General features: G+C 39.5%; 23 protein-coding genes. 12 read left to right on the forward strand and 11 right to left on the reverse strand.

Features of this window, described 5'->3' with window-relative positions:
- Positions 1–1,209 (forward strand): sterol desaturase family protein, encoded by a 1,209-nt coding sequence (locus tag ACQK2H_RS11440; RefSeq protein WP_425391578.1) that lies wholly within the window; start codon positions 1–3, stop codon positions 1,207–1,209.
- A gap of 752 nt (positions 1,210–1,961) precedes the next feature.
- Here ACQK2H_RS11440 and ACQK2H_RS11445 read toward each other — a convergent pair.
- The 4 genes from ACQK2H_RS11445 to ACQK2H_RS11460 form a co-directional block, all read right to left on the reverse strand.
- Positions 1,962–2,480: an SRPBCC family protein gene (locus ACQK2H_RS11445; RefSeq protein WP_425391579.1), complete on the reverse strand. Its 519-nt coding sequence runs from the start codon at positions 2,478–2,480 to the stop codon at positions 1,962–1,964.
- Positions 2,481–2,487: 7 nt separating this feature from the next.
- Positions 2,488–2,805, reverse strand: coding sequence for an ArsR/SmtB family transcription factor (locus ACQK2H_RS11450; RefSeq protein ID WP_425391580.1), 318 nt, complete (start codon positions 2,803–2,805; stop codon positions 2,488–2,490).
- Between the two features lie 111 nt (positions 2,806–2,916).
- Positions 2,917–5,556 carry an ABC transporter permease gene (locus ACQK2H_RS11455; protein WP_425391581.1) on the reverse strand — a complete coding sequence of 880 codons (2,640 nt, stop codon included), beginning with the start codon at positions 5,554–5,556 and terminating at the stop codon, positions 2,917–2,919.
- Entirely contained in the window at positions 5,553–5,879 is a 327-nt protein-coding gene (locus tag ACQK2H_RS11460; RefSeq protein ID WP_425391582.1) for a PadR family transcriptional regulator, read from the reverse strand. Before ACQK2H_RS11460 ends, ACQK2H_RS11455 begins: the two co-directional genes overlap by 4 nt.
- An 895-nt stretch (positions 5,880–6,774) precedes the next feature.
- On the opposite strand from ACQK2H_RS11460, the gene mnmE reads away from it, so the two are divergent.
- From mnmE to ACQK2H_RS11505, 9 genes are all read left to right on the forward strand, one after another.
- The gene (gene mnmE, locus ACQK2H_RS11465) at positions 6,775–8,139 is read left to right on the forward strand and encodes a tRNA uridine-5-carboxymethylaminomethyl(34) synthesis GTPase MnmE (RefSeq protein WP_425391583.1); all 1,365 of its coding nucleotides are present in this window, start codon (positions 6,775–6,777) and stop codon (positions 8,137–8,139) included.
- A gap of 245 nt (positions 8,140–8,384) precedes the next feature.
- Entirely contained in the window at positions 8,385–8,744 is a 360-nt protein-coding gene (locus ACQK2H_RS11470) for a helix-turn-helix domain-containing protein (protein ID WP_425391584.1), read from the forward strand.
- On the forward strand, positions 8,741–9,889 hold the full coding sequence (locus tag ACQK2H_RS11475) for a phage integrase SAM-like domain-containing protein (RefSeq protein WP_425391585.1): 1,149 nt from the start codon (positions 8,741–8,743) through the stop codon (positions 9,887–9,889). The genes ACQK2H_RS11470 and ACQK2H_RS11475 overlap by 4 nt, the downstream gene beginning before the upstream one ends.
- Positions 9,890–10,067: 178 nt before the next feature.
- Positions 10,068–10,592 (forward strand): DUF1579 family protein, encoded by a 525-nt coding sequence (locus tag ACQK2H_RS11480; RefSeq protein ID WP_425391586.1) that lies wholly within the window; start codon positions 10,068–10,070, stop codon positions 10,590–10,592.
- Positions 10,593–10,607: 15 nt separating this feature from the next.
- On the forward strand, positions 10,608–11,240 hold the full coding sequence (locus ACQK2H_RS11485; RefSeq protein WP_425391587.1) for a carboxypeptidase-like regulatory domain-containing protein: 633 nt from the start codon (positions 10,608–10,610) through the stop codon (positions 11,238–11,240).
- 130 nt (positions 11,241–11,370) lie between these two features.
- Complete coding sequence (locus ACQK2H_RS11490) at positions 11,371–12,417, forward strand: aspartyl protease family protein (protein ID WP_425391588.1); 1,047 nt, start codon at positions 11,371–11,373, stop codon at positions 12,415–12,417.
- Positions 12,418–12,677: 260 nt separating this feature from the next.
- Positions 12,678–13,037 (forward strand): VOC family protein, encoded by a 360-nt coding sequence (locus ACQK2H_RS11495; protein WP_425391589.1) that lies wholly within the window; start codon positions 12,678–12,680, stop codon positions 13,035–13,037.
- A complete protein-coding gene (locus ACQK2H_RS11500; protein ID WP_425391590.1) occupies positions 13,025–13,480 on the forward strand; it encodes an SRPBCC family protein in 456 nt (151 codons plus the stop codon). The genes ACQK2H_RS11495 and ACQK2H_RS11500 overlap by 13 nt, the downstream gene beginning before the upstream one ends.
- Before the next feature lie 4 nt (positions 13,481–13,484).
- On the forward strand, positions 13,485–14,105 hold the full coding sequence (locus tag ACQK2H_RS11505) for a GyrI-like domain-containing protein (RefSeq protein ID WP_425391591.1): 621 nt from the start codon (positions 13,485–13,487) through the stop codon (positions 14,103–14,105).
- Positions 14,106–14,170: 65 nt separating this feature from the next.
- Here the strand turns inward: ACQK2H_RS11505 and ACQK2H_RS11510 are convergent, their stop codons facing one another.
- From ACQK2H_RS11510 to ACQK2H_RS11525, 4 genes are all read right to left on the reverse strand, one after another.
- Positions 14,171–14,581 carry a VOC family protein gene (locus ACQK2H_RS11510; RefSeq protein WP_425391592.1) on the reverse strand — a complete coding sequence of 137 codons (411 nt, stop codon included), beginning with the start codon at positions 14,579–14,581 and terminating at the stop codon, positions 14,171–14,173.
- Between the two features lie 40 nt (positions 14,582–14,621).
- Positions 14,622–14,990: a VOC family protein gene (locus ACQK2H_RS11515; RefSeq protein ID WP_425391593.1), complete on the reverse strand. Its 369-nt coding sequence runs from the start codon at positions 14,988–14,990 to the stop codon at positions 14,622–14,624.
- 125 nt (positions 14,991–15,115) lie between these two features.
- Positions 15,116–15,817 carry a LytR/AlgR family response regulator transcription factor gene (locus tag ACQK2H_RS11520; protein WP_425391594.1) on the reverse strand — a complete coding sequence of 234 codons (702 nt, stop codon included), beginning with the start codon at positions 15,815–15,817 and terminating at the stop codon, positions 15,116–15,118.
- Positions 15,798–17,498: a sensor histidine kinase gene (locus tag ACQK2H_RS11525; protein WP_425391595.1), complete on the reverse strand. Its 1,701-nt coding sequence runs from the start codon at positions 17,496–17,498 to the stop codon at positions 15,798–15,800. The genes ACQK2H_RS11520 and ACQK2H_RS11525 overlap by 20 nt, the downstream gene beginning before the upstream one ends.
- A gap of 168 nt (positions 17,499–17,666) precedes the next feature.
- On the opposite strand from ACQK2H_RS11525, the gene ACQK2H_RS11530 reads away from it, so the two are divergent.
- Both ACQK2H_RS11530 and ACQK2H_RS11535 read left to right on the forward strand, forming a co-directional pair.
- On the forward strand, positions 17,667–18,038 hold the full coding sequence (locus ACQK2H_RS11530; RefSeq protein WP_425391596.1) for a hypothetical protein: 372 nt from the start codon (positions 17,667–17,669) through the stop codon (positions 18,036–18,038).
- A 325-nt stretch (positions 18,039–18,363) separates the two neighbouring features.
- Positions 18,364–18,636 carry a helix-turn-helix domain-containing protein gene (locus ACQK2H_RS11535; RefSeq protein WP_425391597.1) on the forward strand — a complete coding sequence of 91 codons (273 nt, stop codon included), beginning with the start codon at positions 18,364–18,366 and terminating at the stop codon, positions 18,634–18,636.
- On the opposite strand, the gene drmB is transcribed toward ACQK2H_RS11535, so the two are convergent.
- Genes drmB through ACQK2H_RS11550 form a run of 3 tightly spaced genes read right to left on the reverse strand, consistent with a single transcriptional unit; the run spans position 18,637 to position 25,588 of the window.
- Positions 18,637–20,502 carry a DrmB family protein gene (gene drmB / locus ACQK2H_RS11540; protein WP_425391598.1) on the reverse strand — a complete coding sequence of 622 codons (1,866 nt, stop codon included), beginning with the start codon at positions 20,500–20,502 and terminating at the stop codon, positions 18,637–18,639.
- Entirely contained in the window at positions 20,502–23,858 is a 3,357-nt protein-coding gene (locus ACQK2H_RS11545; protein ID WP_425391599.1) for a helicase-related protein, read from the reverse strand. The genes drmB and ACQK2H_RS11545 overlap by 1 nt, the downstream gene beginning before the upstream one ends.
- Entirely contained in the window at positions 23,855–25,588 is a 1,734-nt protein-coding gene (locus ACQK2H_RS11550) for an NERD domain-containing protein (RefSeq protein ID WP_425391600.1), read from the reverse strand. The genes ACQK2H_RS11545 and ACQK2H_RS11550 overlap by 4 nt, the downstream gene beginning before the upstream one ends.
- Positions 25,589–25,592: the final 4 nt, after the last annotated feature.

A 25,592-nucleotide genomic window follows, 5' to 3' on the forward strand; every position in this document is an offset into this window, starting at 1 on the left:
ATGGATTTCAACCCAGTTATACTTTCCATCCCCCTTTACTTTACCCTCATTGGATTTGAGCTGATCTATCAATCGGTGAAAAAGGTAAAAGTGTATCGTACCAATGATGCGATTTCTAATATTAGTTGTGGTATTTCGTCTCAGGTCACCAACGCGCTTTGGGGTGTGCTTTCCATTGCTATGTATCAATATGTTTTTGAATATTGGTCGATTGCTACCATTCCAAACGTGTGGTGGAGTTATGTACTTTTATTCCTACTTGTGGATTTGATGTACTATTGGTTTCACCGAGCCAGTCACGAGATCAATTTCCTATGGAACACTGCACACGTAGTACATCATCAGAGTGAAGACTACAACTTATCAGTTGCATTGAGACAAGCCTCATTCGGAGGAGCTTTTGCGATGGTGTTTTACCTTCCGCTTGCACTGATTGGATTCAATACGTACGCTTTTCTGACAGTAAAGGGATTAAATCTTATTTATCAATTCTGGATTCATACAGAGGCTATTGATAAAATGCCTAAATGGTTTGAGTATGTGTTTAATACCCCATCACACCACCGGGTTCATCACGGCAGAAACCCCAAATACATTGACAAGAATCACGCTGGCACACTAATGATATGGGATCGTATGTTTGGCACTTTCCAGAAGGAGGAAGAAAAGCCCACCTACGGGGTGACCAAACCCACCAATACCTGGAATCCGGTCTGGGCCAATGTCCTTCCTATCGTAGATATGACTAATCAGGTGAAAGCCACTCCAGGCTTCTGGAACAAGCTTAAAGTGCTTTTCTATAAACCGGGTTGGCAGCCGGTTGAATTAGGTGGTTATCAAATGGCACCAGAGGTTGATAAGAAAACCTATCAGAAGTTTGATGTACATCCCCACATGCCCATGATCCGATATGTATTAGTGCAGTTTGTTTTGGTTCTCTCTTTCACAGCCTATTTTCTATTTACATCAGGTAATTATGTGCTTTATACCAAGCTCGTAATGGCAGGCTTCATTATCTGGTCCATCGCTCAGCTGGGTATTCTCATGGAGAACAGACGAAGCTGGATTCCGGTGGAGTTCATAAGGCTTGTTGCAACTACTGCTTTGATCGTATTCCTTCTTAAAACAACAATGGCTACCGCTATCGCTGGTGGATTTTTGTTATTATTTGGAATCTGGTTTTATTCTGCTTCGAGGAAGACTCGATAAAGAATTTTCGCATTCAGGAATAGGATCGCATCGCTATACTCGCGATGACGGTAATACTATTGTTTTCGTCATTGCGAGGAGGAACGACGAAGCAATCTCATTCCTTTCCTATCACAAGCAAAAAGTACTGTCACGAGGGGTAATAGATCCTAATTCCCTTGCGAACGAGGTACGAGTGAGACTTGGGAATCTCGTAGCATTAACATTAAAGTCACCCCCTAACCGAAACGTCGGACCGCCCGAATCGTCGGACCGCCCTCAAGGGGGAAAGTTCTGAAATGCTCACTACCCAATCGCCCGAACGAAGAAACGAGTGGCCTTTAAATCATGAGCGTTAAGAAAAATGAATGAGGGATGAATAGCTTGCAAAACCACTGCTTGAAGCCGACGAAGGAGGCGAGGTTTGGTTTTACTCGTACCCAAGCCCTTGCTGCACTACCTCTCGTGAATCTATGATTTGCTTACGCAAGCAATTCATTTTTTTAGCGAAGGATTTACAGTCCCGGCGGGGAACCGCTTGATCTTTTGGCGGAACGCCGCTCCGATTCGTTTTACATTAAGGCAAAATGAAGGGCCTACCTGGCCTGAAGGGTAAAGTATATATAGTTTATCACCCCCTAGCCCCCCTCAAGGGGGAACTGGATGCTCCCTAAAAGCAGATCTCCCCTCAACCCAGATCCTTCCTGCCTTTGCCGGCAGGCAGGCGATAGACTCAGGATGACACCCACATAAGCAGGACGAATTATTGAAGGTCAATCCACCACCCCCTCATACTCCTCTTCCAACCTCATATGCACGCCCCAGAATCCTTTCGGGTCTTTTTCATTCATCCGATCTACTAAAATATCCAGGTGTGTGTGCCAGCCAGCAAGCGTACCTACTAGTGCATCCTTCGATTGATTCAGATTCTCATGCGTCAGGGTCAACTTCACCTGATCCCCTTGTTCTGCTAGTTTGAACGTGACCAATCCCTCCCACTCCAGGACCAACAAATGAGGTGGTTCGCTTACCTGCACAATTGCTGTTGATTCAAACCCGTCACCAAATTCTTTGTACTTCTCTGGAGTAGGCTCGGACGGTGTGCCAAGCCGGGAATTATGAAACACCAATTTCATTTCGCCTCCTGGCTGTAAATTGGTATCTCCTCCGGCAAACCAAAGGCCTCTCTTCTTTTCATCTGTCAGGTATTCCCACACTCGTTCGATTGGACCGGGTAAAAGCCGTTCAAAATACAAGGTGTGATCATTGATGAGTTTTCCGTATTTATCCATTATCGTGTTATTTAGTTTTGCCTTCTTTTAGTAGTAGTTCCTCCAGTTTATCCAGACTATCGTTCCAGAAACGACGATACTGATGCACCCAGAGTGCGATCTCCCCAAGCTTGTCAAGGTTCGCATGGCAGTAACGCTCTCTTCCCTGCTTCACGGTAGATACCAGCCCACATTCCTTGAGGATTTTCACATGCTTTGATACAGCGGGTCTGCTCATCTTAAAGTTGTCCGCCAGTTCATTCACGTTTCGTGGTTGTTCGGAAAGGATATCTAATATCCCCCTCCGGGTTGGGTCTGCTACCGCCTGAAATACATCTCGTCGCATAATTAGTAACCTTTTGGTTACAAGTATACTAAAAAGAAACCAATTGGTTACGTTTAACTCAAATAAATCTTAAAGTGTAAATCAAAAGAGATTAAAGGTACTGTCAGGCAATCACTCCTGTCTTAAACTTTCAACCGGATTCATAAGTGATGCTCTGATGGTTTGAAAACTGATTGCTAATCCTCCAATTATCAAAACAACACCAGTCGCAAGAATGAAGATCCATGCATCAACTGAAGTCCGTTCAGCGAAATTCTGAAGCCAATAATCCGTTGCAAAATACGCAACGGGCCATGAGACTAATGTTCCAATAAGCGTGGTACGTACCATACTGTTAGACAATAGCCAAACGAGTGTGGCAGTGCTTGCTCCCAGCACTTTACGAATACCTACTTCCTGCCTACGCGTTGATATATTGAATGATATAAGACCAACCAATCCTAAACAAGCGATTAAAATGGATAATGAGGCTAAAACAAGAAATATCTTTGCAGTGGCTGCTTCATTTTGGTAAAGCTTTTCGTATTCCTCATCCACGAAGAAATACTGAAACGGGTGATCATTTGTATAGTCCGCCCATAATCCATCGATACGCTCAATGGTCTTTCTAACGTCCAGATCACTCGTCAGCCGAATGCTGATATACTGTGGAGATTCATCCATAAGCAGCTCCATTGATACCGGCAATACAGGCTGATGAAGTGATTCGACATGATAATCCTTTACCACGCCGATGATCGTCACCAATTCATCCATGTGCCAGGGTGAGGTCAACTTTTGACCAACAGGGTTGTCATATCCCAAAGCTTGAGCAGCAGTTTCATTGATTACCACCGAATGAATATCTGTTTGCTTATGTTCATCTGTGAAAAAACGACCAGCAACCAACTCAATGTTCATCACCTTTAGATAGTCCTGATCGACCAGATTATTCGGGAACAAATATGTTTCTCCTTTATCCTTGGGACGATATGATCGAATATCATACCCCTTTCCAGGCAAGGTTTTGGTGTGTGACACCTGCTGGACATTACTCATTGCATTTAATTCGTTTTCGAATGTCTCCAAGTGATTCTGAAGTGCATCTGGACGCCTAATCACCATCACCTGATCCTTATCAAAGCCCAGATTCTTGGTTAGCATATAGTCGATCTGATTGTACACGGCTAAGGTTACGATGATGATTACTATGGAAGCCGCGAACTGGATAACAACTAGTCCATTTCTGAGCCAACCTGAGGTACCTACTGGTGACAAGGTATTTTTCATAGCCCAAATCGGACTAAATCTGGAGAGTACGAACGCCGGATATGTGCCAGACAGAATACCGACTATGATCGCAAAGATGATAAGCGCTACTGGGCCCCAAATATTGGAGAGGATACCGAACGCCAGTTCTTTTTGTAAAATCAACTCAAATGATGGCTGTAGCGTGTAGGAAAGAAAAGCTGCTAAAATCCCTGCGAAAAGTGCCAATAGAACCGATTCAAATATGAACTGCTTTACCAGCAACGACCAGCTGGAGCCCATCACCTTGCGGATACCCACTTCTCTGGCTCGAGTGGCTGACTGAGCAGTAGCCATATTCACATAATTGAAGATGGCAATAAATAGAATGATGAAGCCAATAACGGCATAAATGTATATGTAGGACAGATTACCAACAGGTGTTAGTTCCTTTGTAAAATCTGATTTAAGATGAATGTCTTTCATTGACATGAGCTCATACCCCACCCAGTTGCCGGATGCCTCCCATTCATTAATGGATTGGCCGGTGTAATATTCGATTTGAGGAGCCATGTGATCGTAAAAGATGTCACGCATGCTTTCTTCTAAATCGTTAACATCAGCGCCCTCATTTAGCAATAAGTACGTATGGACACCATTACCAATCCAGTTATTGCCCTTGTCTACATCCGGAAGTGAACTAAGGGAAGCCAGCATATCAAACTGAATGTGGGAATTGGCTGGGGGATCAGCGACTATTCCGGTAATTATGTAGAATGACGAATCCGTATCGACCTGAATTTGCTTACCTATGGCTCGCTCATCACCAAAGAATTTCTCAGCATACGATGCAGTAAGCACAAGAGATCGGGGGTGCTTGAAGACTTCCTTCGACTTTCCATCAATTAAGTGGAAATCGAAAACCTGAAAAAAGGAAGGATCTACATAAAAAAGGCCATCTTCTATGAATTTACGATCGCTCTCTTCGAGCAAGATTGGATCGCTTTGAACAATTCTCACGGCATTTTTAACGGATGCATAATCGTTAAGCACCACTGCTGCCAATGGCGCACTTGATGGTGCTTCTCTGTTTTGCTTGCCATTGATCACAGCCACATTACTGACACGGTAGATCTGTTCATATTTTGAATGAAACCGATCGTAGCTGAGCTCATTTATAATAAACAAAGCGATAAGCACAAAACTGGTCAGTCCAATGGTTAGTCCTGTGAGGTTGGTCAGAAAGTAGCGCTTATTCCTTGCGAAGTTCCTGACTGAGGTAAAGTAGAAGTTTTTAAACATAGCAATATTTGAGTTTGACCTTGATTGTTTGAATGCGAAGGGACGTATTGCACTGAATACATCCAGGAAATAATGAAGGGCTGCTTTGATTCTTCCGTGCCGCTCCAATCGGTGGTGATACAATTCCTCCAGATCGCCCTGCAGAAATTCCAATACCTTTTCCGAGCAAAACCACTGAAGGATTTTTCGTGCCAGTTTAGGTGGATTGGGTTGGGTGTTCATGAGCTCGTATTCAGATTTAGTCCCGGCACCTCTTTCGAGAAAGCCATCCGTAGCTCATTCGCTTCTTCCAACACTTTGATTCCATGAGAAGTCAGGCGGTAGTATTTCTTCCGTCTTCCCCCTCGCTCACTGGTAGCTCCACCTTCAGAAGCTTCTAGGTAGCCTTTTTCTTCCAGGCGATACAATGCAGAATGAAGTGCTCCAATACTTGGATTCTTCTTGGTCTTATCCTTTAGTATTTCCTTGATGGTGACACCATAGGCCTCTTCACCAAGCACCCCTACTGCCAATAATACCAATTCTTCAAAAGCTCCAAGTTTCATTTTAGCTCTATTTATTTCCTATTTACAAAACAAATATAAACTTATTTATTTCCTATTTGCAAATCAAATTAAAAATTAAATGAAGAACACGGTAAGGAATTCATTTTAGTCATTGTTAAGAAAATCTGTAAGGGATTGGAGAGAAATTCGCACAAAACATCCCACTCCCTACCCATAACCCAACACACCCCTCTTCAAAGAGGGAGTATTTCCCACTTTGCAAGATTTATTATACATGGCCCTTAATGCTTTTCGGCATTGGAAATACATCTCTCCATTTCGACGAAACGGCGATACCAGGCAAAATCACGGGGTAAGCTTGTGTGAGGGCCGGGATCTGATTTTACTCATACCCACATGCCCTCGTATCCCTTGTGAATCTTTGATTTGTCGTGATCTTTTGGCGGAATGCCGCTCCGATTCGTTTTTGGATTTAGGAAAAAATGAAGAGTATCCTGTATTGCGAACTCACCCCCAGCCCCTCTCTAGCTTAGAGAGGGGAGCGTTGACGTTAACTATGGAATACACACCCCCATCGCCGGTACGCCGAACGAATGGTCTTAAATCATGAGCGTTATAAAAAATTGTATTTTGAATAATCTTATTGCGAAACCACTGCTTGAAGGAGGCGAGGTTTGGTTTTACTCGTACCCAAACCCTTGCCGCACTACCTCTCGTGAAACTATGATTTGCTTACGCAACCAATTCATTTTTTAGCGAAGGATTTACAGTCCCGGCGGGGAACCGCTTGATCTTTTGGTTCTTTTGTATCAAGACAAAAGAACATGAGAATTAAGAAAAGAAGATTGTATCACCCCCTAGCCCCCTTAAGGGGGAATGGAACATGCACTGTAGAAAATGTTACTTCATCCCTTTCTCCTATACTTTTGCACCCATGTCTCACATCAATGACACCATCACAGCACTGGCCACTCCTCCCGGGCAGGGAGCCATCGGAATTATCCGTGTTTCCGGTTCGGAAACCATCCCTATTGTAAACGGGCTATTCCGTGGAAAAGACCTGACCAAGGTGGACTCCCACACCATTCACCTGGGAACCATTCGTGACGATGCAGACACCATCATTGATGAGGTGCTGGTGTCTATTTTCAAAGGCCCTCACTCCTACACCAAAGAGGATGTGATTGAAATATCTAGTCACGGCTCACAGTACATCCTGCAAAAGATCCTAAACCTGCTGGTGAGCAAAGGTGCTCGGCTGGCTAAGCCCGGAGAGTTTACCCAAAAAGCTTTTCTAAACGGACGCTTTGACCTGGCTCAGGCTGAGGCGGTGGCCGACCTGATTGCCTCAGAAAACGCCAGTATGCAGCAAACGGCCATGAAGCAAATGCGTGGTGGCTTCAGCGATGAAATCAAAAACCTGAGGGAACAGCTGGTACACTTTGCCTCCATGATCGAGCTGGAGCTGGACTTTGCAGAGGAAGATGTGGAGTTTGCCGACCGACAGGGATTGATTGACCTGATCAACAAAATTCAAACACTGATCCAGTCACTGATTGCCAGTTTTGAATATGGTAACGCCATTAAAAACGGCATCCCTACGGTGATCGCGGGTAAGCCCAACGCCGGGAAGTCTACCCTGCTCAATGCCTTGCTCAATGAAGAGAAAGCAATTGTCTCTGATGTGGCAGGTACGACCAGAGACTTCATTGAGGATCAGATTTACATTGATGGGATTGCGTTTCGATTCATAGATACTGCGGGTATCCGCGAGACGGAAGATCAGGTGGAAAGTATTGGGGTGAAGCGTACACTGGAAAAGATGAAGCAGGCTAGCATGGTGATCTACATGATCGACTTGGCGAATGACACTGTCCATGATATACAGGAGCAGATCAAGGGGCTGAAGCAATCTGACGTGCCGTACCTGGTGGTGGGCAACAAAGAGGATGAAGCAAAAGCAGAACTGAAAGCGGCTATTGCCGATGAATCTCCGGTGCTGATCTCTGCGAAAAGCAAAACCCACCTGGATGAATTGAAAGACCGACTGAAGTTATTCGTTGAGGAGACCAAAAGCTCCAGCGATGTGGTAGTGACCAACGCCCGCCACCTACAAAGCCTGCAGCAAACCGACGAGGCACTAAACCGCGTGATTGAAGGGATAAACATGGAGATGAGCAACGACCTGGTGGCCCAAGACATCCGCTCTGCGCTGTTTAATTTAGGAGAGATTACAGGTGAAGTGACGACCGACGATCTGCTGGAGAATATCTTTTCGAAGTTTTGTATCGGAAAGTAACTTCCCAAACCACCACAAACTACCAACAAAGAAACCTTAAATACTAGCTATAACGCTATTTATTGATGTTTTTAGGTTCTTTTTAATTCGCATTTTCTAGTGATTTTTTGACCTCTTTTGTACCTTATTTGTACCTAATTGTTTATCTTTATATAAGGTACAAAAATGGAGAGATCATGTTACATATTGATACATTAAGTTACATATAGATACTCTCCCATCTTTCAGTATAAAGAGAGACAACTGTGAGTTCAAATATCAGAATACAGCGAATTTGCCAGCACTGCGGTACAGAGTTTACCGCTAAAACCACCGTAACAAAGTACTGTGGCGACAATTGTGCTAAGCGTGCTTATAAAAAGCGCAAGAAGGAAGAAAAGATTGGCCAATCCAATCAGGAGACACTTGCGGTCAAAGCAGCACCTATAAAGGCGATTCAGGAGCAAGACTTCCTAAATATCCAGGAAACCTGTGAGCTCATTGGCATTAGCCGAATGACTTTATACAGAATGATTAAGGATGGTCGTATCAAAGCAACCAAGATTGGAAGACGTACCATCATCGCCAGGAAAAACATTGATCACCTATTCAGCATAGAATCATGAAAGTAACTCTACGTCAAAAGAAAATCTCAAAAGGAAGACTCAGTCTATACCTCGACTTCTACCCTCCTCTTGTAGATCCGGAAACAAAGAAATCCACGCGCAGGGAGTTTCTCAAGCTCTACCTTTATGAGAAGCCGAAAGGAGTTTTTGAGAAGCAGCACAACAAGGAAACCAAACTCCAGGCACAAAGCATTTGCTCTGCCAGACAGCTGGACATTCAGGCCAGCCGCTTTGATTTCATTTTCAAGAAATCCAAGCAGATTGATTTTCTCCACTTTTTCAAGAAGCTTGCTAACTCCAAATGGGACAGTGACGGAAATCATGGTAACTGGATGAGTGCTTATAAGTACCTGGTAAAGTTCACCCATGGTCAATGTAGCACGGAAGATATAAATAAAGACTTCTGTGAAGATTTTAAGGAGTTCCTTAAAACAACTCATTCACTGAAAAGTAAGACCAGAAAACTCTCTCAAAACAGCCAGTCCTCCTATTTCAGCAAGTTTTCGGTGGCCATCGAGGAGGCATTTAAGAAAGAATACCTGGAAGAAAATTATATGCTCAAAATTGATCGAATCAAGCAGAAGGAAACTGTTAGAGAGTTCCTTACGCTGGAAGAGCTCAAAGCCCTCTTCAATACAGAGTGCGAATCACCAGAGCTAAAGAAAGCTGCTATTTTCTCAGCCCTCACTGGTTTACGCTGGAGTGATCTAATCAACCTTACCTGGAAAGAGATCCAATACTCAGAAATCAATGGTTACTTCATACGTTTCATTCACGAAAAGACTGACCGGCCCCAAACTCATAATATTCCGGAGCAAGCAGTTACAATACTTGGCTATCCCAAAGCTCCAGATCAAAAGATATTTGAAGGCTTAAAGTATTCTGCTTGGACCAATCTTAAATTATCCGAGTGGGTAATGCGAGCAGGCATCACCAAGAAAATAACCTTCCATTGTTTTCGTCATACATACGCTACCTTACAGCTCTCTCTAGGAACTGACATATATACTGTATCAAAGTTACTTAACCATAAAACAGTAAAGACTACACAGATTTACGCCAAGGTGATTGATCAAAGAAGAAAAGAAGCTGCCGAGAGAATTCCTGATTTAGGTCTTAAGCCTGAAGGGATGAAGATAGCTTAGTGTAATTCAAAAGCCTCGTATATACAATAAAGACCCCTAAACTATAGGCAGAATATTTAACACATGGCACATTAGCATTATAAGTAGAGGACATGCACTTAATGAACCCCAAGTGCACCTTCTGCAATGAATATCATCCTTTGATCAGGTATTGAGTATCTATCTGCTAAAAAAGCACATGAGATCACTATTATCATTCGTCCTTATTGGGCTCACATCACTTCTTTCATTCTCACAGGAAAAAGAATCTGCGATAAACGATTTTGACTTCTATATTGGAAAATGGAAGGTTCAAAATGAAAGAGAAATGGACGATGGAACCTGGAAGAAATTTACGGCAACTGTAGAAGTAAGGAAAACTTTGAATGGTTATGGTAATGTTGACTTTTTTGAATCTGTAATTGATGGCAAATCTTTCAAAGGAATGACGGTTCGCCAATTTGATGAAGAAAAAAATGAGTGGCAAATAAGGTGGTATGACTCGGACGATCCAACCGCGCAACCCGATCCATCTATAGGAAAGTTTGAAAATGGTGCTGGAACATTTTTGAAAAAGTTTAAAACCCAAAGTGGGCATGAAGTAACCGTTCGATTCTATTGGTACGATATCACAGAGGATTCATTTAAATGGGAGTCCGGATGGTCAGTTGATGGAATCAACTGGACTCCAACATGGAAAATGAAATTTGAACGAATTAATTAACAAATTAAGATTATTATGAAGTACTTAAGATTAAAACTTAAAAAATCTGGATATGGAATTATAATTCCAATTTTAGCATGTTTTCTTCTTGCATTTAATACAGTTGAAGAAAGTGTAAAAACTGTTTCAGGGAAGGTAACAGGAGTTGAAGGTAAAAGTCTTCCGGGAATTGCTATTTCAGGTAATGAAGGTGAAACAGTTTATACTGATTTACAAGGTAACTACTCAATTGTAGTAAGTAATGATACTAAGTCATTATCTTTTTCCTTCCCAGGATATAGAACCGCTATCGCTACAATCCCAATTGACGGAAGTCTGAGTTTGATCCTAAAAAAGGATAAACGATTTGATGGTAAATCCCCAGATGAATCGACAGATATTGATCGCAAAACAGGCTTTTTCCCTTCCCAAAAAATAGTGGAAGAAAATGGGAGGTTTTATCTTGAAGGCTTTGTGCTTAACAAAGAAAATGAGCCTTATACTGGAGTAGGCGTTTATATCCTTAATGCTCTTAATGAAAAAATAAAAACAAAAACTGATGAAAAGGGTGAGTTCCGTATAGAGGTCAAATCAAGTACTGGTTATGTTGTTTATTCAATCCCGGATGAAAATGGCATTTTAAGAAATGTTAATGGGAAGGTCTTCTGATAGAAACAGTTTGATAAAAACTTTTAAGGTTTACTGCGCTTCATTGATTCTAGTAACTACATGTACTAGTCAATCTTTAATTAATCAAGGAAGTGTAGATACTAGAGGATTATCAAAGACCACAATACCAGTGGAAATCATCAATGATAAAATTGTTCTCAATGTTCAAATTGATGGAATTGAATCAAGGTTCATATTAGATACTGGAGCTCCACTTCTAATAAGCAAGTCCCTTTACGACCAACTTTCAATTGAAACGCTAGCAATACTCCCCAATAGCGATGCTAATGCTAATGTTGATACCTCTCGGATAGTGAAAACCAATGAGATTAAGCTAGGAGGTTTCACATTCAATGACATTCCAGCAGTGGTACTCGATCTCGAAAAGACGCCACTCAGATGTGATGGAATAGATGGATTTATTGGGAGTAACTTACTTAGACTACTTGCAATTGAATTCAAGATTGATAAGAAACTTGTAATTCTCTCAACATCACCCGAGAAGGGAATGTATTCAGATAGCATAACTCTATTCATGGACGCTCAAAATACTCCTCTGTTTAAGGTGAAGATCGGGAGCACCATAGATACTGTTATGTTCGACACTGGTGACAATTCCTTTTACACATCCAAATTGGAGTTCGTTGACAAAAACCTGGCTGATTTTAACATCCTACTGAGTGGGAATGGATCTGAAGGACAAAGTGTTTTTGGAAAGGGTATCGAAAGTCCATCTTATCTTTTAAAAGAAAATCTTCAGATAGGAACTACTCTGTTTGAAGAAACCAGGTTCTCCACAACTCCTGCTAACATCTCCAGAGTCGGCTTCAAGTTTTTGGAAAAAGCTCATGTCCTATTGGATTACCCTTCTGAGAAACTGTTCTTTTCGCAACAAAATCATAAGGTAAGCACCTATAAAACCCATGGATTCTCCATTTACGAAGCAAATGGAGATGTTTTTATTGGTAATGTTTGGAATTCAACACCCGCCTATAAGGCTGGATTACAGCCAGGTGATCAAATAATGAAAATAGATGATCTATTACTAAAAGGAGATTTTTGTGATGTACAAGACAAGTTAGGGCAGCTTCTGGAAAAGCCATCTATTGAGCTCAACATCAAATCTAGGGGAAGTTCTGACATAAAGACCTTCACGCTCGATCAGGTTTCATTATGAGTAAGAAGAGGATTATTTGGCTTAGTACTCACTATTGTTAATAGTTTGGATTTTCCGTCTGCGTATTGGGGAATACAACTTTTCGTAAGTGGGATTATGCGAATTTGGTTGTCTTTAATCATCATCTTTTTCAATAACTAGATAATCATACTCAAGGGTCAGTTTACATGTTTTCATGCACTTGCTTTAGTCTTAATGCACTTGCTGTTAAAATAACAGCAATTCATTACCTGATTGAGTAAAATTGAAATAAAAAAATTATGGCACGAGTAATACACTTTGAAATACCAGCAGAGGACACTGAAAAGAGCAAATCCTTTTATTCATCTGTATTTGGATGGCAGTTTAACCAAATGGGGAATGAAGAATATTGGTTGGCGAAAACAGGTCAAAATGGAGAGCACGGAATAGATGGTGCAATTATGAAAAGAAAGGATCCAAATCAACCAGTAACAAACAATATACAAGTGGATGATTTAGATTCCACGATCAAGCAAATTCAGGAAAATGGTGGACAGATTGTAGTAGAGAAAATGCACATTCCACAAACAGGAGATCTGGCCTTCTTCAGAGATCCAGATGGAAACATATTTGGGATCATGCAACCATGGACAAAATAATACACCAATCAGTAATCCTTAATTGTAGCAATGATTTGGCTTTCCAGTTATTTACAAAAAATGAATACCTGGAAAAATGGCTGACTGTAAAAGCAGACATTGAACCAAGATTAGGCGGAAAATATGAATTGTACTGGGTTCCGGACGATATAGAAAATGATAACACAAGAGGATGTAAAATACTTGCTTTGGAGTCTCCCCATTACATCTCTTTTGAATGGAAAGGCCCAAAACAATACAAGAAGTTTATGAACAATGCTAAACCCAAAACCCATGTCATTGCTATTTTTTCTAACATAAACTCTGGAACTAAGGTCGGAATAATCCATACAGGATGGCGTGAATCCCAGGAATGGGATGAAGCAAGAGACTTCTTTATTAATGCATGGAATGATGTATTGTCCCAACTGGTAACAGTTTCAAAATCAATAATCAAAAATTAGCACTATGCGACATACCAAAATTTTAACTCTAATACTATTAGCTTTTGCATGTGGTACAGGCCCGGGAAAAGAATCCAATGGAGAAATTTCAAAGACGCCTGATAATTCAACGAGTGAACTGGTACCAAAAATGGAAATCAAAGTTCTACCAGCTACGCAAATTATTTATATGACCAACAAAGGATCTTTTAATCAACATCCTGAGGTGATATTTACATTTTCAGGATATATAGAAAGTTTAGATTGGGATGTTAAAAACTACATAGGTATTTATCCTGAAGACCCTGATGCTGTGTCAAATGAGGAGCTTGATTGGGAATTAGGTTTTGAAGTACCGGACGATGTAAATGTTGATGAATTAGAAAGGTTCAAAGTAAAAACTTTGGAAGGAACTACTGCGCTAGTCGTAAATAGCTCTGTGAAAAACTCTCCGATACACGGCCTATACTGTAAGGTCTGGTTATTGGAACACGGTTATGTGCAAACGCAACCAACCAGGATGATATATCATATGGATAATGAACAGCCTGAGTTACAAAGTACGACTATCATTTTTCCAGTCGTTAAAAGAACACGCGACATACAAGTAATCACCACAAGCACACTCAACCATCAATTAAAATAGAGTTGGTAATAAATGAAGAGGAAGATCAGTGGTTCCATTAATTCTTTGGAGCCACTTTTCTTTTATTATCCCATAAATTTCGTTGACTCATCTACGAAGCAAATAGGTGTGTCGAAAGGATCTTTAGCGTAAAACAGCCTTTCTCCCCATGGCATTGTTTCAATATCACCAGTAATGAGTTTTTCATCGAAACCTTTGATTCTAGAATGGATCTCTTCAAGATCATTAACCGCTATATAGATATATTGGTTTTCGTGAAAAACCCATTTATTATTGACATTGTCTCCATCAGCTTTCGGATCATAACACGCAAGGATTGTACCACCTAAATTGAAGTAGTGTCTACCTGGTGAGACACGGGTGCCATCCTGAATAAGGATTTGCGAATAAAATTGGTGAGCCACATCTATATCAATTACTGGCAAGATTACTCTGAAGAGACTTTGATGAGATTCCTTATTGGATGAAGATGTCATATTCGTAAGACAACAATGCCACTTTATCGTTTCCTTGCTTTCAGAGGTATTGCTTAAGCACTATTGTATTGCCATCAGGATCAACTACTGATCCGAAAACCTCTTGTTCATGTTGCTTAGGTTCTTCTAGCAAACTCCCTCCATTGGCCGTTACTACTTTTATCGTTTCATTGAGATCAGTGACAACTAAGTCAAATTGAATCCTATTTTTTTCAGCATTGACATTTGCAATTTTATTTGGGCATAATAGGATATTGAAAGAGCTGACTGACCCATGATAAAGGGTTGATCCAAAAGCGTCTTCTTGTTTAAATTCTATATTAAATACATTTTGATAGAATTTCACCATTTCATCTTCATTGGTGATTGCTATAGTAATTCCTTCAACTCGAATATTTGAAGAGTTCATTGTACAACTAATTAAAATAGTTGAAAAAATGGCAAATAGGCTTTTTAAAATCATTCATAAATGAAATAGAAAATTATTCTCAAACCAAACCTTTAATGCATCCCCTATGCATCTCATGAAATAGATCACTGAAGCCATTTTTCTTTTATCGTCTTGTATCTAGCGCGACCTAATGGAATAATTTCACCATTCTTTAATTCTATTTGGTACTTCCCTCCTTCATAAACCAGGATATCCTTTATCTCACTCATCTTTACAATAAAGGATTTATGAACACGCTCATAGTCTTCACTAAGAAGAGGTAATAATTGAACAAGCGACTTATCATGCAGTTCTTCACCGCCCTTTTTTAAGTGAATTTTTGAATAATGCCCGAATGCCTGAAAATATGCTACCTCTTCATCCTTCACGAGATGAAGCCTTCCCCTTCTCCGTGTGGCATAGTACTTTGTTGGATGTTCAGGTTTTTTTTCGACATCATCTATCCTTGAAAAGGCTTTCCTAAGCCTTTCAACCGAAAAAGGTTTAGGAACAAAATCAAGAACTCCATACTCGAATGCTTCAATGGCCCTATCCTTGTAAGCTGAAACAATTATAGTGTGGTATGCTCCCGCTGACAAAAATTTCAATAGCTCAAACCCATCCTTTCCACCTAAGTTGAGATCTAACATGAGCACATCGATTTTATTCTTTTCCAAATACGTGATAGCGTCATCATACAATGGAATTCGAGTGATCTCAGGGCTGTGCTTAAGCAGAACCTCAGCAACCTGCTTCTCTAGTAGTTTTGAAATATGTATTTCGTCTTCAACGATTAGTATTTTCATGTAGCATTTTTATTTCCGTTTTCCATCCAAACTCAGCTTTTTCATTTTTCAACTCCCACTTTCCGGGAAAGCTTTCCTCCAATCGAGTTTTAATGTACTTAAAACCTGTTCCGTCCTTAATCATATTCTCCTCGTCTTTGGGCTGGCCGTATGTCTCAAGACTAATTCGACATGACTTACCATTGCTATGCACGTCAAGCCTGAACAAAACTTTTCCATCAATTGGGGAATTATGTGTTATTCCATTTTCAAAAAGGGTATGTAGTACTGCCGGGGGGATTTTAACAGTTCCATTTGAGTTGGTCTTGAGCTCATAGTAAATATCATTTCGTATACTCATAATCTCTAGGTGAGAACGGCATAATTCAACCTCCTTTTCAATGGGGATTAGTTGCTTATCAGCAATTTCTATCAATGTGTAAAACTCATTGCTCAGGGCTTCAATCAGCCTTACACTCATTTTGGGATCAGATTCGATTAGAGATATAATGTTGGTCAATGTGTTCATCAGAAAATGTGGCTGGATATTCTTTTTCAGTAATTGAGATTCAAGGCGACTTGATCGAAGTAATGATTGTTCATGGGCTTTTCGCTCTAACCCAAGGTTGATTGAAAGTGATAAGAGCGTGATGATAACCAATATGCCAAACCCGACATAAACACTGATATTGAAATACATAAAACTTGAGAGGAACACTAAAAGCCCTATCATCGCTTCAGTTGAACCTCTTCTATTCTTAATCAATGCCCATATAACAAAGCCCAAAGGAAGCAGAATGGCCAGGACAGTAAAAAGAGTTCCTAATGGCCATGAGACAATAGCACTTATGAGAAACACCCCCGGAATAGCAACGTTGAAAAAATTCCTACGGGGAAGGTCAAAATAATAAAGGTAAAAAAATGGCAAAAGCAGGCTTATCAATGAAGAGAATGTCCAAATAACCACCTGGCGAGTAGCATATTGAGTGTAAATGTATGGATAGTAATTTCTAGAATATGCATATACAATGAGTACTAAAGACGCTCCACAAAGTAACGCGAACAGGAAATAAGAAGCTTTTCTGAAAGTATAGAAATACAAGAATAGATAGTAGACCGTTACAATGAGAAAAATACCGGCAAGCGCATAGATTAACATGGCCTGGATGATAGTTCGCTTATAAAACTCATTGTAAGTAGCGATACTAATTTCAGTAATGTTTGCACGATCATGGTTGAAATGATCTGAGTATTTCAAAATCAATTCATTTTCACCTGGTTGGATTAAGGTATCCGGTACTATGAACTTTTGGTCAAGCTGCCCTGGAATCTCATCAGCTTGAGCGTCTGCTGCTTTTCCATTAATCCCAATCAACTTACCTTCCCAAAAAACTTCATAAGATCCAAGAAAAGCTATTATCAACTCCTTTTGACCATTACTTTTCAGATCAGGGTCTATTTCAAAAGTTGCTTTTAATTGCCCTTGCCCGGCACCTCTAGGCAATGAAGTATTCCAATCCCCTGTACTAGATAAATAAGTAATAGTCTTCGGAGTTATTGAATCTGTGTCTGCAAGGGTTTGGTTGGCAAAATGCATGATCACAACAAGACCTGCAGATGTAAGTAATATTTTGACTAATCTTTTCAATTTAGAATCCGCTATTAATACAAATGAAAATACCAGAACCAACCCATTCTTCATAGTATTTTAACGAAAAGAACCGGTAATTCAAATGCCAATAGTGTGGTAGATATGCATTTGGTGAGAATCATCCTAATGATAAAATGACTACCGTGTTGTTAATGAAAATATATTGATCCTAATGATAAAATGGTAACGCCTTCTTATGTGAATACAGAATTTTGACTTTTGATAAACTTTAGATCTATCAAAAAGCAAGAAGTAGATATAAACCTAAACATCAATGTAGATGTAACTGGCTCAGGAAGACAAGGAGTGAGCGCATCTGTCAATGAGCATATTGGCAAAGTAGAAACAGATATGTCTGTAGCACAGCTCGCCTACTTCTGCAGAATTATGTATGATCTACAGTATTTTCAGAACAAGAATCAAACAGAAATGCTCAAAGTAGCGGCAAATAATTTCACAACAGCAAATGCTCAGGATATATCGCTAAAAAGCCTGAAAGCCAAGTACTATAGCACAGATAACAGCACTAAAGCATCCATTAAGAAAAGACTACTCGAAATGTTGAATTATGTCAACAGGAAGGAGAAATAAGGGGTTACATAACGGTTACTAAACAGATTCGAAATCATACTTTAGATTCACTAAAGTTATTTTTTATTTCAGTGTTACCAGTTTGCTACTATTCTGTGCTAAACCCAATCTCCATTACATATCAATCATTTGAAGTAAGGAAAGACTAATCAGTTAAACAGAACGATTCCAATATTTTTTTTCACAAATATCATTCTTTTAATCGCTTCATTTTCAATCGGTTGCTTCAAGGTTATATAACCCCTGTATCTGCCCAAAAATTGATGAAAAAGCCATATTTGGCATTCATTAAGAATCACACGCTAGCGTTTATTGGATATCCTGTATGCAGGTAGAACTTATTACCAGGGAAGACTTGGAAAAATTTAAGGAAGAGGTATTTGAAAGATTAAACAGTCTCTTGGCCAATGGCCACTACAGCAATAGATGGCTAAAATCTGAAGACGTTCAGGACATGCTCGGCATCTCCCCTTCCACCCTCCAGAACCTCCGCCAATCCCGTAAGATTCCCTTCACCCGGTTAGGTGGTGTATACTATTACCCGGAACAGGGAATCATTGATGAGTTGGAGAAGAACCTTAAAAAAGCAATTAACTAGCTATTGATTAAAGTACCCTATTGATGGATTATCAAGGGTTCCAATTAACATTGCTCTATCAAGTAACATGTTTGATTCCTCGCAACTTGTTTCGGGTAGTAGTGCACAATTATGGCATGCCGCTAAATTGCACGAATTAGGACCTTGGCCGTTTGTATCAATACATATTGGATCACTAGAACACCAGCGAGCATTTTCTATTGCTTTATATACAATTTCTTCAAGATTTCCTGGATTACCTTGTCTTACCAAACCACCTAATGAACCTTCAGAATCACCTGAGGCTGTATAAATTAAAACTCCGTTCATTGGATCACTAGGAAATTCCAAATTACAATAAATTCTTTCTCTGAGAGATGAACTCCCATAGCCACATTCAAAACTGAATTGATTAATAATTAAATGAGCGAAAGTATGTATTAAAATAAATTCCGGTTTTAACTCTCTTCTTTCTATTCCTTTTTGCTCTCGGGGTAAGTTATAATTCCTTGAAAGTATATCAGTTCTCTCGGATATCTGCTTTGAGGATGACCATTCTTTCAATTTATCATGATCAAACTCGAAAAAAACACCTTCTCCCTTAACTGCAATAGCTGGCAACCAGCTAATAGCTTTGTTCAATTTGATGAAGTTTCTCTTGTCTTCAAGTGAAATACCGTCCTCCGGTAATAGTCTTGAAAAGCCAACAAATGCCCTGGTTTCTCTCAATTTCCTTACCAAACCAATATTAGAGAAGAAAGTACTAAATGAGATTTGAGAATCATCATAATTGCTGCTGACAATCTTAGAAACGTAAAAGTCTTGATTTTCTCCTCCTGCCTCTGAAAGTATTGCATCATATTCCATTTTACGATACCTCTCTTCTGAATCATCATCTAAATTATCATCACGATTCAATTTTCGCGAAGCAGCATCAAGAAGCTTTTCCAGGTAGTACTCATTTTTATCAGGGTTGAACTTTTGTTCTGCAACTAACTCAAACCTTAATCGATCAAAGTTTCCATTAACAGCCCCAGATGTCAGAAATTTCCAATTCTTTTCAAGAACCTCTACAATAGTCCTATCCACTGAAGACTCCCACTGAGGTAAATAAATAGAGCTTCTTACTTGAGAAAAATAAACATTTGATGCCCCTTTTTGTACCACTGTCAGATGTTGACCACAATGTTCAGTATTTCCACGTTCTGCTTCAATACCCAGCCAAGGTTTATCTCCACTACAGGTTACAGAAATTCTGGTCAATGACTGCTCATTAAAGGCACCTACCATTGTTTTTCTAATTCCACAACTACAAGTGAGTTCAATACCTGACAAAGCACCTGAACTTCTTCCAGCTCTTAACCTCAGTTGATGACCAGTTTCATTAACCGGATTTTGATGAACCCATTCTATGAAGGGAAAATCTTGAATATGACCATGTGGGCAAACAGCAATAAACCTGACTGGAATTAACCTTTGTCTTCGCTTTACAGGGATATCAGAACAAGACCGACCAGAACCAAAGTCAAAGCCTCCACAAGTTGGCTTTTGAGAATGGAAAATTGGAACCTTTTCCATATACCCGCATCTTGTACAATAATGCCACCTTGGAAATCTTATAAACGGTATTTTTAATGATGGATTACTAACTCCAGGCTCTGGATCTCTGAAATCAGGAGGCAGCCTAAAGTCTTTTACACCCAATCTTCTGGCAAGTCTTTCTTCAGTTATTGTAAATTCGTTATGAGGAGTTACCCTCTGATAAATCTCTTCCCATAAGTCTAAGCCCGCGACCATTAACGATTCATCATTAGGAAAATTAATCATGTGACCCACACCCCATGGTGATATTAACTGAGATCTTCGTACCGGTTTTATAGCGGACATTATATGACTTGTTTATTTGGATAATCGGTAACTACAATAGCATCACATGTAGCATCAACATTTCTCATGGATGTCGGTGTAGCCCAAGCGCGCAGCTTAATGTCCTCAGCTGGATTGGATCCTGAAGGATACATTAAGGGAATATTGTCAGGCTGTCCAAACGAACCGTATATCACAGGTTGTTCATTTTTCCAATAATCTAATTTTTCTTCTATGAGATCAATAGTTTTCGATTGTTCAGAAGGATCGATCAGGTTGACTCGCTTATAAATCAAATTTGTCACTCTATCAAGAATACTATTATCGGGAAAAGGTCTCGGTGATTCCCTATTGACAGCCGAATAATATCTTATAAGTCCAACGAGTATTGCATGGAGAGCTCTTTCTCTGGCTGGTGCGGAAAACGGAGTTACACTTGTCGGTTCAACCTTACTGTAAATTTTAGAATGATATTCCTGAAAGTGTTCATAATGAGACCTATCTCTTGGTTTCGAACAATTATAAACAGTAAATACTAAACCAGGTCCTTTCTTTGATCGCCCCACTCTACTTGTTGCCTGAATATATTCTGAAGTCGTCTTTGGCTGGCCTACTACACTCATGAGACCTAATCTTGAAATATCCACACCAACTGAAATCATATTGGTAGCTAAACAAACATCGACAGGGTATATGGATTTCTCCCCTGTCCATGATTTGGATAATTGTTCCAGATATTCTGGAATATCATTACTTCCAATTCTACTTGTAAGTTCTATATCACGATTTATAAACCTTCGTTCATCACCAGTAATACGCTTCCTGATCCAGATAGAATTCATATACTCTCTTATATCTGCTCTAATCAGAGTTGCAGCATGTCCAAGTTCTCTTATACTGTTGAAGTATGTAAGAACTGTCCAATATGGATCTCTTTCTCGTTCCTCAGAAACTGATATTGATTTTGTTGCTTGCAACAGACTTGAGAATACTCTTACCTGGGCAGATGCATGTGATGGTAGACCAGACGCATAAACTCCCACATACTTTCTTCCGGGACTCTCTTTGTCCTCAAATGCAAAAAATGAATCCCCTGCATTTATACACTGAGGAGGGAAAATTGTAACATTGTCTTCCCCTCTTCCATATATCGAATTTATTTGTTCTTTAGCTCTACTTATAGTGGCTGAAGATGCAATAATCTTTGGAATCTGCCCATCCTTTGTACATAGTTCCTCAATCATCGTTTCATAAAGTCCAACCATTGAACCTAGCGGACCTGAAATCAAATGGAGTTCATCCTGAATGATCAATTCAGGTGGGGTAACACGAGCAGAACCATCCCTGAAACCAAATAATGACCTTGCCGAAGGTTTCCATGTCAACATTGCAAACTTATCTACCGTCCCAATAAGCAGAGTTGGTGGATAGTCATAAATATCTTCATCAATCACAATACATGGAATGGGATACGAATCGTTGTGAAAATCACATTCGGGATTATCACATTTGTAGACAATTGTTTGAGGATTCCCTCTCCTTCTATAGCCTTTTATTATTTTGTTCCGTCCCGCATCAATTACTCCCATTTGAGCTCCGCACCACGGACATTTCAATAAGATAAAAGGGTTATTTCGTTCCTGATTATTTTCCAGTTTTTGAAGCTGGGTACGAGCTTTTTGTCTTGTCAATGGAGTCAAGCTTTCACCAACCCATAATCCAATCGTAATACGGTCAGATCCAAGCTCCTCTTCGAATTCTTTCCGAATGAGGTCACATGCACAAATTAGAGAGGAGGCCCTCTGAAACTGTTGTGCTGTAAGAAGTCTTAGAGTATACCGCATTAAGACTGTGGTTCCCGAATCAGTTGGATCCCTTAGCCTCTTCAAGAATATCGAAAATGCACTTAAACCTAGATATGCTTCTGTTTTTCCACCACCAGTTGGAAACCAAATTAGATCGACCATTCTTCTGTCTCGGCTTTTAGGATCAAGCATCGAGTTAAGATTCATTAGCACAAATGCGATTTGGAATGGCCTCCACGAGCCTAAACCAGACTTCCATGTTTCTTTATCATGGATGTTTGGAATTTGAGCACTTTTTAAGTTTTCAGCTTTGTTATCTTCAACAATCCATTCTCTGGTTTCTATGCTATAATGCAACTGTTGAAGTAACATAGCCCGATTCATTAACTGAAAGGATTTTTTTACCAGTAAATCTTTAGCTATCAAGTCTACACCTTCTCTCATTCTTTCCAGGCATCTGTAGCAACTTGCTATATGTCTGGTGGCTGTTAATCTATGTTCATCTGATAGCTCATTTTTAGAAATTTCTTCTTGATCCTTGATCCATAATTCGTAATGATCACATAAACTTCGAAGATTAGCTAAAAAGTCTTTTTGAGAAAAATCGCTAAAGTCGTACATCTTTAATTCAACCTGCGGAAGCGAGTTAGGCACTATTGGCTTTACTTCATAACTGGGTATAACTTTGGCTGAAATACTACTTATTACGCTATCATCTTCATTTGCCCAAACTGGCGAGCATCCATGTCCCACTGCAAACGTCCTCTTATTCCTGTAAAGAAGCTGATTCGACTTTTCATCCTCCTTATCAGTTTTTAGCGAAACTGGCTTATATGGATGAAAACAGTTTTCAGAAGCTTGAATTTTGAATGAAACCTGGAAAAAGCAATCTTCATTCTTTACACTATCACTACTTCCTTGGTTTGTGTTTATCAACGTAAAAGTCAGTAAACTGAAATTATCAGATGCACTTGTAGAGTTAGTGCTCCTGTTTCTAATATGAAGTTTTAAATTGACATCATTGCCATCTTTATCCTGCAAACTGAAAACTTCATAGCTATTCGGTTTGACAGGAATTTTATCTCTTGCAATTGAAAGACTTTGGTCAATGGGGATTCTTAGATAAGCCTGTTTCGTGATTGTTCTACCATCAGCTAAATCCTCCTGGATTTTGTCCTTTTCATAAATTGCTGCACTTATAAGAACTTTGAAACCATCATCAGGGATAACACATAAACAACTGAGCCCCATTGCAGCAGGCATGAAATTGTTGGCCAATCCAATCTCTTCTTCAAAATCTTCTGCCACGTCAGATTGTGAATTTGTATCTTCCGCTTTGACAGGGTCCTCATCAATCTCAGAAACTTCATTCTTTATGGTTTCCTCTTCATCTTCGGAATTCGAATCACTATTTGAATACGTGATTGTTTGAGGAAATAGAATTCCAGCTGAATACCTCAATCTTGGTGGCTCATTTATCAGAATCTCCTCACCATTAGCCTGTATATATGGTTCTACCGGATCAGGGCCTATTAATTCTTTTTTTAAATAATCGAGAATGGAATCTCTCATAGCTTATTCATCTTAAGTTCAAGCAACTTCTTATATTCATCTTGCATACTTTCCGAAATAAAGAGAATCAAGCCATACTTTGCTCTTGACATCCCAACATACAAGAGTGATCGGGTCTGAGCCTTCGTTAAATCTTCAATATCTGTAATTACTACATAATGACTTTCAAGTCCCTTAAATGCATGCACGGTCGAGAATCCATAATACCCATACTTCTCTGCCTCATTGAAGCTATTAATTTCCTTTGCCTTAATATTGGTGAGGGTGCTTACAACAGAGCTTTTGTATTTTCTTGGAGACAAAAATTTCAAATCAATATCTGGAAGATTGTCCTTCCGTAGCTTAATAAAACAATCTTCAATTAGTTTCTTTTGATGCTCATTATCACGATAGAAGAAATATTGAACGGGAATCCCTTCCAGATACTCTAATAAAAAAGGTGGTTGATCAAAGCCTGATATTAATGCTGTTTCTTCTCCAATCTGTCTAGTGTTACGACAATTTATTTTTAAAAGGAATTTGGTCGGTGATGAATAACCATCAATGATTCCCAACATCTCTGATTTTGTTAGTTGAGAGTAAATCGCTTGTCGTTCAAAATCACAATAGACTTCCCAACTTCCATTCTTTAGCCCTCCTATTAACATTGAATTGAACAGCTCGAGATACGAGTTTCTAATTAAATCTTGACCCTCATCAATAATAATCTTATCATATTTCTTAAATATTCCTTTTTCAAACATTTTAGAAATTAATATAGGAAGATATTCGGAGTAGAAATCATTATTACCCTCTTTAGATTCATCATAGTCAAACCCCTCAGATATTTCAAACAAATAGTTATGGAGGTTAGTAACGGTTATCTTATCACTCCATTCAGCCACTTGCTTTTTCATCCATTCACCCACTAACTTATTAAAACAGGTCAAAAAGACTTTATTTCCGTCAGCAGCAGATCTTATAGCTGACTCAATCGCAATCATCGTCTTTCCTGTACCAGCACTTCCCTGTATGAGGCAATTAGAATTCATAAGAATCGAATCTAGTATTCTAAATTGCTCGCCAGTGTAAGTGATTACCCTGTCCTGAAAATCTTTGAGTCTATCCCTAATGGATCGAATTCTCTCAAAATCGCCTCTTAGAAATTCACATATTTCCTGAATGTCTTCTTTATCCGGAATTGAATCCTGCTCTGAAAACCATTTCTGACCTCTAAACTTTTCTATGGATTCTTTTGTGAATTTCTTAAAAAAACCCTCAGGATCATTTTCAATGACAGCTCTATCTAAAACTTGCCAGTGTTCATATTCTATACTTGATTTTTTGAAATGAATATCAGGAAATGCACATAAAAATCCTGTTGCCAGACGACTAAATGGATGATTCCTTCCATAATTTTTTGTAACTGCCTTTTTTAGAGAGAACATCGCATCCCTTGCCTGGTTAAATGGTCCGATAGAACTCTTAAATTCCTTTCCAAATCGATTTATATAGTACCAAGTACCATCTTTACATTGGACATCACCACCTTTAACTTCTAAAACAAAAATTCCAGCATCAGGAATCAGCAGAAGAAAATCTATTTCACCATATAACCTTTTTACATGCTGAGACAGATTAAGGGAATGAAGTATGATCCAATCTTTTGTAAATGAGCTATTCTTAAATATTTTGAAAAGCTTTTCTTCTGCTTGGCTTTTACAGTAATTGTCAATATATGGTGGTAACATTCGG

Source organism: Ekhidna sp. (genome assembly GCF_965228795.1).
Taxonomy (GTDB): domain Bacteria; phylum Bacteroidota; class Bacteroidia; order Cytophagales; family Cyclobacteriaceae; genus Ekhidna.

Excerpts from the sequence above, each read along its gene's own strand:
- ACQK2H_RS11440 (WP_425391578.1), top strand. The coding sequence starts at position 1 with ATGGATTTCAACCCAGTTATACTTTCCATCCCCCTTTACTTTACCCTC.
- ACQK2H_RS11445 (WP_425391579.1), bottom strand. The coding sequence starts at position 2,480 with ATGGATAAATACGGAAAACTCATCAATGATCACACCTTGTATTTTGAA.
- ACQK2H_RS11450 (WP_425391580.1), bottom strand. The coding sequence starts at position 2,805 with ATGCGACGAGATGTATTTCAGGCGGTAGCAGACCCAACCCGGAGGGGG.
- ACQK2H_RS11455 (WP_425391581.1), bottom strand. The coding sequence starts at position 5,556 with ATGAACACCCAACCCAATCCACCTAAACTGGCACGAAAAATCCTTCAG.
- ACQK2H_RS11460 (WP_425391582.1), bottom strand. The coding sequence starts at position 5,879 with ATGAAACTTGGAGCTTTTGAAGAATTGGTATTATTGGCAGTAGGGGTG.
- mnmE (WP_425391583.1), top strand. The coding sequence starts at position 6,775 with ATGTCTCACATCAATGACACCATCACAGCACTGGCCACTCCTCCCGGG.
- ACQK2H_RS11475 (WP_425391585.1), top strand. The coding sequence starts at position 8,741 with ATGAAAGTAACTCTACGTCAAAAGAAAATCTCAAAAGGAAGACTCAGT.
- ACQK2H_RS11480 (WP_425391586.1), top strand. The coding sequence starts at position 10,068 with ATGAGATCACTATTATCATTCGTCCTTATTGGGCTCACATCACTTCTT.
- ACQK2H_RS11485 (WP_425391587.1), top strand. The coding sequence starts at position 10,608 with ATGAAGTACTTAAGATTAAAACTTAAAAAATCTGGATATGGAATTATA.
- ACQK2H_RS11495 (WP_425391589.1), top strand. The coding sequence starts at position 12,678 with ATGGCACGAGTAATACACTTTGAAATACCAGCAGAGGACACTGAAAAG.
- ACQK2H_RS11500 (WP_425391590.1), top strand. The coding sequence starts at position 13,025 with ATGGACAAAATAATACACCAATCAGTAATCCTTAATTGTAGCAATGAT.
- ACQK2H_RS11505 (WP_425391591.1), top strand. The coding sequence starts at position 13,485 with ATGCGACATACCAAAATTTTAACTCTAATACTATTAGCTTTTGCATGT.
- ACQK2H_RS11510 (WP_425391592.1), bottom strand. The coding sequence starts at position 14,581 with ATGACATCTTCATCCAATAAGGAATCTCATCAAAGTCTCTTCAGAGTA.
- ACQK2H_RS11515 (WP_425391593.1), bottom strand. The coding sequence starts at position 14,990 with ATGAACTCTTCAAATATTCGAGTTGAAGGAATTACTATAGCAATCACC.
- ACQK2H_RS11520 (WP_425391594.1), bottom strand. The coding sequence starts at position 15,817 with ATGAAAATACTAATCGTTGAAGACGAAATACATATTTCAAAACTACTA.
- ACQK2H_RS11525 (WP_425391595.1), bottom strand. The coding sequence starts at position 17,498 with ATGAAGAATGGGTTGGTTCTGGTATTTTCATTTGTATTAATAGCGGAT.
- ACQK2H_RS11535 (WP_425391597.1), top strand. The coding sequence starts at position 18,364 with ATGCAGGTAGAACTTATTACCAGGGAAGACTTGGAAAAATTTAAGGAA.
- drmB (WP_425391598.1), bottom strand. The coding sequence starts at position 20,502 with ATGTCCGCTATAAAACCGGTACGAAGATCTCAGTTAATATCACCATGG.
- ACQK2H_RS11545 (WP_425391599.1), bottom strand. The coding sequence starts at position 23,858 with ATGAGAGATTCCATTCTCGATTATTTAAAAAAAGAATTAATAGGCCCT.
- ACQK2H_RS11550 (WP_425391600.1), bottom strand. The coding sequence starts at position 25,588 with ATGTTACCACCATATATTGACAATTACTGTAAAAGCCAAGCAGAAGAA.